Origin of the sequence: Mycobacterium sp. 852002-30065_SCH5024008, from assembly GCF_001665645.1 — a bacterium.
Classification (GTDB): domain Bacteria; phylum Actinomycetota; class Actinomycetes; order Mycobacteriales; family Mycobacteriaceae; genus Mycobacterium; species Mycobacterium paraffinicum.
Map to the genome: position 1 here is coordinate 1 of NZ_LZSZ01000077.1, position 8,652 is coordinate 8,652.

The 8,652-nt window shown below is 64.7% G+C and carries 8 protein-coding genes; 2 read left to right on the forward strand and 6 right to left on the reverse strand.

Annotation, left to right across the window (positions count from 1 at the left end; all coding sequences use genetic code 11):
• Nucleotides 1-242: 242 nt before the first annotated feature.
• The 6 genes from A5781_RS09630 to A5781_RS09655 all read right to left on the reverse strand — a co-directional run bounded on the left by A5781_RS09630 (nt 243) and on the right by A5781_RS09655 (nt 6,029).
• Nucleotides 243-950 (reverse strand): ANTAR domain-containing protein, encoded by a 708-nt coding sequence (locus A5781_RS09630; RefSeq protein ID WP_369817706.1) that lies wholly within the window; start codon nt 948-950, stop codon nt 243-245.
• Nucleotides 951-1,266: 316 nt separating this feature from the next.
• On the reverse strand, nt 1,267-1,734 hold the full coding sequence (locus tag A5781_RS09635; protein WP_067204136.1) for a GreA/GreB family elongation factor: 468 nt from the start codon (nt 1,732-1,734) through the stop codon (nt 1,267-1,269).
• A 17-nt stretch (nt 1,735-1,751) separates the two neighbouring features.
• A complete protein-coding gene (locus A5781_RS09640) occupies nt 1,752-2,300 on the reverse strand; it encodes a GreA/GreB family elongation factor (protein WP_067204139.1) in 549 nt (182 codons plus the stop codon).
• 429 nt (nt 2,301-2,729) lie between these two features.
• Entirely contained in the window at nt 2,730-3,359 is a 630-nt protein-coding gene (locus A5781_RS09645; RefSeq protein ID WP_067204142.1) for a hypothetical protein, read from the reverse strand.
• 180 nt (nt 3,360-3,539) lie between these two features.
• Nucleotides 3,540-5,057: a CdaR family transcriptional regulator gene (locus A5781_RS09650; protein WP_067204144.1), complete on the reverse strand. Its 1,518-nt coding sequence runs from the start codon at nt 5,055-5,057 to the stop codon at nt 3,540-3,542.
• 180 nt (nt 5,058-5,237) lie between these two features.
• On the reverse strand, nt 5,238-6,029 hold the full coding sequence (locus A5781_RS09655) for a GAP family protein (RefSeq protein ID WP_067204146.1): 792 nt from the start codon (nt 6,027-6,029) through the stop codon (nt 5,238-5,240).
• A gap of 990 nt (nt 6,030-7,019) precedes the next feature.
• Between A5781_RS09655 and A5781_RS09660 the strand changes: the two genes are divergently transcribed.
• Both A5781_RS09660 and A5781_RS09665 read left to right on the forward strand, forming a co-directional pair.
• Complete coding sequence (locus tag A5781_RS09660; RefSeq protein WP_067204149.1) at nt 7,020-7,241, forward strand: MbtH family protein; 222 nt, start codon at nt 7,020-7,022, stop codon at nt 7,239-7,241.
• 52 nt (nt 7,242-7,293) lie between these two features.
• On the forward strand, nt 7,294-8,652 hold a 1,359-nt coding region (locus A5781_RS09665), incomplete at its 3' end, for a condensation domain-containing protein (protein ID WP_231990682.1).

The following is an 8,652-nucleotide window of genomic DNA, read 5'->3' on the forward strand; positions in this document are numbered from 1 at the left end:
ATGCGATCGTCGGCAGCGTGAGATGTGTATAAGAGACAGGGGTGTGACGCCATCTCCGTGACGACGGAACGGCCTTGCCCGCGAATCGTTCGCGCGACAGCACGTACTGACAGGTCCAACCAACTCCGGCTGCTGTCGGTGCGACTGGGCTCCGCTGATGGCTGTGCGGCCGAGATCGATGCGCGATGGACGACGGGTCGATGTGGACATGCGTCAGCTGCGCCGATGTCGAGAGGAGATGCTCAGCTTGATAACGGGGGATGGTCTATCTCGACCAGCTTGAGGGCGATCTGCTCGAGGCGGGCATTGGTGTTTTGCGAGAGCTTCACCAGCAGTTCGAAAGCGCCGGCCGCGTCGATGTCGAATCGCTCCATCAGCATGCCTTTGGCTTGGCCGATCGTGTCTCGGGTTTCGATGGCCCGCCGCAGTTGCTTGTTCTCGGCGAGCAGGGCCTGCAGGCGTTCATCGAGGCGGGCACTTTCTACCGCATTGATTGCCTCGAGCGTGTGAAGCACTCCGGCCGGCGTCCAGGCGCCACCTTGATCGGCCGCGCGCACCATCGCTGCGAGCAGCTGCTTGCTTTCCGAGACCTCTTCGACGCGGTGCGCCACGCCCACCAACTCGCCGTGGTCGACCAGGGGAGTGTTCGTCGGGCTCCACACCTTCGGCACGAAATGGCCCGATGCGTCAGGGTCGGGGACGTCGTAGCGTTGTATCCGCATGTCATGCGTGTGCCGGGTGCGCATCACCGTCTCCAAGGACGCCGCGAGGTTCGCCGTGCCGTTCGCTTGTGGATCGTTGGGATTGTCGGGAAACGCCTCGAAGAGGAGCTGACCAGGCAGCTCGCCGTGTCCGCGCAAAGTGACTTGCTCATATGCGACGCTTGCCGCCCGAATCCGCAGATCGCAATCCAGGAGCAGGAACGAGCCACCCGACGAGCTTCGATCCATCTCGCGGGCGATCACGTCGAACCGGCGTTGACTGTCCACTGACATCCCACTACCCGTTCGTGCGGCGGTATAACCCGACAAATCACAGCGCGCAGTCGACTGGCGGTCACATGGTCGCAGGTTCGAATCCTGTCAGCCGACGGCTGGCGGCGAGGGCAAAGGCGGGTCACATTCGCCCGTAGCCGACGGCCATGATGAGAAAAAGCACCGCCAAGAGAACGAACATCATCGCCAACGGGTCGATTAGCTCGAACAGCATGTCGGGTCGACCGTCTTCGGGCTCAAAGCGCAAGGCATGGCAGGTTGCGTCCCCGCGTCAGTTGGTGGCGGCGAGGTGAATGCCGTACGGCACCGCGCTCAGGAGGGTGACGGTGAGGCCCGCACCGCTGGGCAGCAGATAGGTCCGCTGGTCGCCGGGGCGCGCGCCGGCAATGGCAGAACCCAGCGGGGAATTGACCGAGTAGACCTCCACGTCGCCGTACTCGGCGCCGCGCGCGGCCAGTAGGAAGGTTTCGATGTCACCGGTGTCGTCGTAGCGGACCGTCAAAACCATGCCGGGCTCGGCGATCCCGTCGTCGGGCGGATCCTCGCCGATGACGGCGTTGACCAACAGGTCGTGAATCCGTTGAATCCGCAGTCGCCGTGCGCGCTGGACGGCAGCGGAGTATTCATCGGTAGCGTCACCAACGGCGTTGGCGTCACACAACTCCCGCAGGGTGGCCAGTTCTTGCTGGAGCCGCACGTGGGCCTGCGGTGAAAGCCACGTAGGTTGCACGCTGGTCATGTTTTGGTCTCCCTTCCTCAGGCGGCAATGGTGGTCGACGGTCGCCGGTCCATGACGCCGGCCCCGGGCGTTTGACATCTGCCATCGTTGCGGCCCTGAGGGTTTGGTGAGGGCGGCCGGTAGGGCACGGCCTTGAGCAAAGTCACGAGCCGCCCCCTGTCATGGGGGATTGCGTAGATGCGTTGTTCGCCCGGACGAGCACCGGCGATGCACCGGCCCAGCGGCGAGGCCATCGAGTAGACCGTGAACTCGGCGTCTTCGGTGCCCTGCCGACCGAGTAGCAGCGTCTCCGTTTCACCGCTCGCGTCGTAGCGAATGGTCAGCACCATGCCTGGCCCCGCGACCCTCTCACCCGCGGGATCGTCGCGGACGGCCGCGGTAGCCAGCAGATCCTCGATCTCGCGGATGCGCTTTTGCCGTTCCGCGGGGCGTGCGCCGCGGTTCCCGCCGTAATCCATAGAGTCGTCGGGAACTTCGATGCTGCGCAGGGAGCGCAACGTCCTTAGCTCGTCCTGCAATCGGCGGTAGTGCTGTGCTGTGATGTAGACAGGTGCGAAACTAATCATCGCGTTATTTCCTTTCCTAAGTAGGGGTGTCGTCAGGTGCGGGCCGATGCGTGGCAGCCGTCCCTGACGACGCGGAGCCCTAGAGGGGCAAGCCTTCGTCGGGGTTGGATCTCGGAGTCATCCTGCGGTGCCGCGGCGGCAGCGAATCAGAAACGGCCAATGCCGGGTCAGTCAGCGGACCGTGTGCTGATCCCCGGATGCGTTGTCCGCCAACCAGAACCGGCCGGGAGCCACCGCCGAAACGCTCGACGATTCCCATTGCGCACCTCCGCAGCCACATTCCGAACCACCAATTCCCATGGTGGCCCGCGCGGGCGCCGGGGCGCTTGCCCGAAACGGACAAGGCTGAAGCGGGCTATTGTTCCGCACCGACAACATGCCGCGCCGTGGCGAGCCGAACAAGCCCGACTGAGTGGTGTCGCCCTTAGCTCACCGTTGCTCGACAAGGCTGTTGAAGTCGTGTTGCCATCTTGCGTAACGGGCGCGGTCAAGGGCATCGCGGGCGACGGCGAACAAACCCGCTACCGAGAGGCTGACAACGCACCAGATCGCCACGGCGACCGCGACCGCCTCGTCGCGGGCAGACATTTTCGGTCGACTCACCGGCGAACCCTCGTCATCGACCCAAATCTCGAGCTCGTCGCCGATTTTGACCCCGAGCGGTGCGACGACGTCTCCCGTGCGTTCGGCCCCGGCAACAGGCCATCGGGCGGGCGCCCTGACCGTTGGGCTTTCGAGGTCCGTACGGGGGTGGCTGTCCCCGACGACCGTCGCGGTCACCGGGCGGCGAGTCTGGATCTGCTCGGCGTAGACGCGGCTTCGGGACTCATGGACCGCGGTGCCGACGGTGGCGGCGACCGGCACGGTGAACAATGACACCGCGACGGCCAACACCACGAGCATCGCCTCCACGCGGTCGCTTGCTCGTACCAGTGGATTTCGACCGAACAGCCGAGTGAACAGCCTTCGTGGCAAGGGCACGGTGAACGTCTCCAGCACGGCGTGATCGTCCGGCGGATGGGCGCTCCGCGGTTGAGGATCGTGACGCGGGGTGGTCATCGAGTGTCCTATCGACGGATCGGCGTGGGTTTGAGGGATCCGCAAGGGAGGCGGCAGCGACACCATCCTCGAAACCTGGCCGTGTTTTCTACCTCGATGATGGCGCGGATGGGCACCGCAAGACTTGCCGAAGTCCGACAATGGCGCCGCGGCGCGTTGTCGGATTTCGACAGCGTTCGATCAATAGATGTCGGTGGCCGCGAGTTCGATCATCATGGCCAGCCGCTTTCTGGCGTCATCCAATGGGAGATTGGTGATTTCGGCCATCTTGCGGAGTCGGTAACGCACGGTGTTTTCGTGTACTCCAAGACGCTCACCGGCTTCCGCCGGGTCGCCCTGGGCCTCTAGCCACGCCCGGAGGGTGGCGAGATAGTCGGTTCCGTTGGCGCGGTCGTGGCGGCCCAATTCGGCCACCGGTCCACGGGTCGGAGACCGGCCCGCTCGCGCCGATGTGCGTAACCGCTGCAGCAGGATGTCATCCCACGATTCGTCGTAGGCGGGAAGAGATAGTCCGGGCGACGCCTCGTGCAGTGCCAGGCATTCGTCGGCCTCCTGGCGCGCGGCGGTGAGATCGGCCACCTCGGCCGCCCCGCTGATGCCGGCCAACACAGTCACCTGTTCGGGCAGGGCGGCTTTCAGGCCCGTCACCCAGCGGCGCGCCGTCGAGGCATCCTCGGCAGGAAGCACGGTGTAGATGGTGTTGCCTGCCAAGGCGCTCCGACCCGGACGTGACCAGCCGAACCCGGTGGTGGCGCGCTCGAACGCCAGCAGCAGGGCGGCATCGCGTTCGGCGCCGACGGACGCCTGGAGCGCGATCACCCGCAAACCGGTCTGTGGCAGACCGAGCTTGCTTGCCGCCGTGACGGAATCAGCGCTGCCTTCCAGCAGCCGGATCACCAGCTCAGTCTCGACCTGACGTTCGAGATCCGCGCTCGCTTGTGACCGCAGCAGGTGCAGGGCGACGGTGTGCGCACCCTCAGCCAGCGCGCCGCGCGCCGGCTCGTCCAGCGGCTCTGAGCAGGCCACCCACACCGAACCCATCGGTTCTCGGCCGGAGCGCACCGCCACGACCATGCGTCCGGTCAGGCCGTAGTCCGCATCGCCCTCGACAAAAAGCGGCTCCTCTGAGCTCGCCAGATGTGCAAACACGCCGCGGGCATCGAACAGCGCGCGCAGTCGGTCCGGGGTCTGTCGGCCCAGGATGGTCTCGACCCGCGCCGGGTCGGCGTGTTCCTGTAGCCGTGAATAGGCGAGCACGCGCAACAGCCGATCGTGGATGACAACGGCACTGCCGATCGCGTCCGCCAGGCTATCGGCCAGCGCGAACAGATCGGTCGGGCCCCGACCGGCCGCGGTTTCGCGGCCCTCCAGCACCAGCCCGTAGATGACCGCGGCCACCTCGCTCCACGAGAGCGTCTCGTCGATCAGCATCACCGCGCCGACCCCGGCGTCCTCGTCGAATGTCATCGGCTCGGCATGCTCGCGTGTCAACATCACGACTGCATGCGCCGAGCTCGCCCAGCGGATTCCTTCGTTGACCGAGCGGGCACCGATTGCCAGCAGAACGTCGCCGACGACGACGCGGTCGTCCTCGTGAATGACCACGCTGCGCAGCTCAGTGGACCTTGGCACCGAAGACCAAACCAGCCGCACCCCATAACCACCCAGCACGTTGACCAAGCGGTCCAAAGTGATCATGAGCGCTCCCAACGCCGCTGAGAAATGAGACGCTGATGCCTTTGTATCGTCCGGCGGTCAGCAGCTGCACGCGATTACCCAATCCGTCGCTCCCGAGAGAGCGAAGCTTGACGCTTTCATATGTGGCAACCGGCGGCCCTGGGTGGGGCGAACCGCGTCATGCAGCGGTAACCAGACAGCTCAGAGGATGTGCATGCCCTGGGCCAGCTGCGTGACGCCGACCACCGCGAAGACGGTCACCAGGATCTGCCGGTGATAGGCGCGCACCCAGTCGTGCAGCTGCCGCAGCAGGGCCTGGGTTCGAGCCGGCGCCGCCACATAGCCCACCAGGATCATCTCGACAACGGAATACATCAGCAGAACGAAGGCGATCGAGGCGCTGACCTGCGTGGTGACCGCTGCCCTGGATGCCACGATGATCGCGAGAATGAAGAGAACCCCGTCGACGGGCACCGATGCCAGACCGATCACCCAGGCGACCCACAGCGATCCTTTTTCCCACGCGCGATGGGCGCGATGGAGCAGGCGCCGGACTCCGGAACTGTCGTCGGCCGAGACATCCCGTGCACGGCTCAGGAATCGTGGAACGGCGATCGGTGAATCCGAGGCCGGCGCGGGTGTCGAGGCCCCGTCGCTCGATGCGCGCGCCTCCGCGCGCTGACGCGTCGAGAAGCGCACGGTCATCAGCGCGGCGATCGACAACCCGAGCACGCCGAGCCCCATTTGGATCCGTGGGAGCGTCGAGCTCGCGGAAGGGCCGGCCGAACCGTGCCCGATGGAGCCGAACGTTGACGTGAAATTGAGCAGGATAAGCGGGGCGAGCAGCTCGGGCACACATACGGTGAGGCCGCCGACCCAGTAGGCAAGCAGATTCGGCCCGGGGCGCGGCCGGGAGATCATCAAGAGTGCGAGGCCCAGACGCACGGGATTGAGTGCCGCCAGAATTCCCAACCCCAGCACGGACCCCCACATTGGCGCAGCTCTACCCGCGACCGAGGGCGTCTAAACACCGGCACTAGGGAATTGTGGCCCTGTGCATCAAATCACACCTTGGAGACGGCCGAGTCCTCTCGGAGCCCCGAATTGTGGTTTTTTGCAACAACTTCGAACAACATCCTCCCGTGAATATGAACGCCCGCCAACGCGGCGTAAACGCATGCGTGGAGGTCCGTCGGGGTGGTCACGGCCGTAGTCGTCGGCGAGATGGCGCCGCGGCAACGCATAGCCAGGCACCCAGGTCCGCAGCTGCGTCAGCCGCAAGATGAATGCACTGTCCCTGGCATGCTCCGCTCGGCGCAGCAACGTTCGACGCCAGCGGTAGTCGCGGCGCGGGCCGGACGACAGCAAGCGCCGATGTCCTTGGGTTCTGCGAACGGGCGCTTGCCGCAAAGCGCATGGGGTCGTTTCAACAATGTTGTATGGCGGTGTCGGCAAACGGACAGCGATGCGGCCATCGCGCGCCGGACACGGCGCGGCGCCTGGGCTCCAGAGGGGCGAATGGCGTGTCGGGACAAACGTTTGTTTTGCTGAGTGACGAGAACAAATCCAGGGCTGCGAATCTCTTATGCAGGAACGAGATTCACAGGTTTGACCGCACCTACCGCCGGGTACATGCGGAGCCGTGGAGTGCGACATCCAAAGTCGTAGTGCCAGCCTGTTAGTGGTTCGCTGGTGCGCCGACGGAAGCCCCCGCAGAGCGGCGTGTGCGGTTCCCGGGTTACCGTTGACGCTGCGGACGGTATTGCGATTCGGGTCGGGGACACAACTGGGGCCAGAACCGCAGCCATCACGGTCACATCACGACGGGGATCTCCGCGAAGCTCATCGGCGCTGGCATCGTGCCGGTGGGCAGGTCGCCATACTGGTCGAAACTAACGGCCAATCCTGAAGCGCTGCACTGTTTCTAGTGCTGTGCGCGCAGCGCTTCTGCATTTTTTCATCTCGTATGTAGGAGGTCGTCCGTTGCAGTTCAATCCGTTCGACGATGACAGCGCCAAATTTTTCGTATTGGTCAATAACGAGGAACAACACTCCCTTTGGCCCGTCTTCTCCGACGTCCCGGCCGGCTGGCGAGTGGTGTACGGGGAGGCCGACCGCGCGGTCTGTCTCGACTACATCGAACGGAACTGGCCCGACATTCGTCCGAAGAGCATACGAGACAGGGTCTCCGCTGCTGGTTTGTGATGTATAGACGGTCTAGGTATGAAGGAGTCGGGAAGGCTTTCGGGGGGATTGAGTGGAATTGGGTGACCGGGCACTACCGCTGACGCGGGCGCAGCTGGATATCTGGCTCGCGCAGCAAACGGGTCACTTCGATGTGGCGTGGCAGCTCGGCGTGCTCGTGCGGATCGAGGGCCCCGTCGACCGCGCTCTGTTCGAGCAGGCCATGCGTCACGTGGTAGGCGAGGCCGAAAGCCTCAGGGCGTGCTTCTTCGAGGTAGACGGCCAGGTCTTTCAGAAGGCGATCGACGACCCGGATGTCGAGCTGGCCTTCTACGACCTGAGCGACGCGTCCGATCCCGAGCGCGAGGTCCGGGAGCGGGCGTCGGCGATCCAACGGACTCCGATGCCGCTCACCGGTCCGATGATCAACTTCTACTTGTTCCAAACGGCGCCCGCTGAGTACTACTGGTTCACCTGCTGTCACCACATAGCCATCGACGGGCTGGGCATAGCCCTACTGGGCCGCCGAATCGCGGCTGTCTATTCCGCGCTTGCCTCTGGTGCGGCCATATCTCCCGCCTTCTTCGGCACCTTGCGCGACCTCGTCACCAGCGAGTCGGAGTACGCTGCATCTGCCGATTACGTTTCGGATCAGGCCTATTGGGCTGAGCACCTCCCGTCGGCAAGCGAATCCGAGTATCGGTTGACCCAAGCCGCCAGCGAGCGGGACCCGTATGCGCCCTCTGCGCCAGTCCAATTGGAATCGTCGGTGGTCGGCTCGATCAAACAGCTGTCCAAAGCGTTGGGCATCCGCCGATCATCGATCCTCACCGCCGCCTGCGCGCTCCTGGTCCGCGGATTTCGCACTGACAATTCAGACGAAGTGGTGCTCGATTTCCCCGTCAGCCGCCGGCTGGATCCGGAGTCGAAGACGCATCCCGGAATGCTCGCCGGGGTTGTGCCGCTGGTGCTGAATGCGCCGCCGACGGCCACGGTCGCCGACTTCCTTCAGCAAGTCGATACACGCTCACGAGAAGCGTTGCGGCATCAGCGGTTCCCAGTGCACATGCTTGGCGGCGACGGCGGCTTCCGTGGTGCTCCGCAGGCGTCCAACCGAGTGGTCGTCAACTTCGTCCCGGCCAGACTGACCCTCAGCCTCGCGGGCGTACCGGCGACCGCGACCTACACCACGTTCGGTCCGGTCGGCCACTTCGGGCTGTTCTTCCTCGGATTCGGGGACCAGCAATACCTGAGCACGGTCGGGGTCGGACAACCCTTCTCGAACTTCGACGTCTCGGATTTGGCCGGGCGGTTGCAGGAGCTGTTGGTGGCGATGGCGGCTGATCCTTCGCGGTCGTTGTCGTCGGTGGATGTGCTTGATGAGGCTGAGCGTGCCCGGTTGGGGGTGTTTGGGAATACGGCGGTTTTGACA

Excerpts from the sequence above, each read along its gene's own strand:
- A5781_RS09630 (WP_369817706.1), bottom strand. The coding sequence starts at position 950 with ATGGATCGAAGCTCGTCGGGTGGCTCGTTCCTGCTCCTGGATTGCGAT.
- A5781_RS09635 (WP_067204136.1), bottom strand. The coding sequence starts at position 1,734 with ATGACCAGCGTGCAACCTACGTGGCTTTCACCGCAGGCCCACGTGCGG.
- A5781_RS09640 (WP_067204139.1), bottom strand. The coding sequence starts at position 2,300 with ATGATTAGTTTCGCACCTGTCTACATCACAGCACAGCACTACCGCCGA.
- A5781_RS09645 (WP_067204142.1), bottom strand. The coding sequence starts at position 3,359 with ATGACCACCCCGCGTCACGATCCTCAACCGCGGAGCGCCCATCCGCCG.
- A5781_RS09650 (WP_067204144.1), bottom strand. The coding sequence starts at position 5,057 with ATGATCACTTTGGACCGCTTGGTCAACGTGCTGGGTGGTTATGGGGTG.
- A5781_RS09655 (WP_067204146.1), bottom strand. The coding sequence starts at position 6,029 with ATGTGGGGGTCCGTGCTGGGGTTGGGAATTCTGGCGGCACTCAATCCC.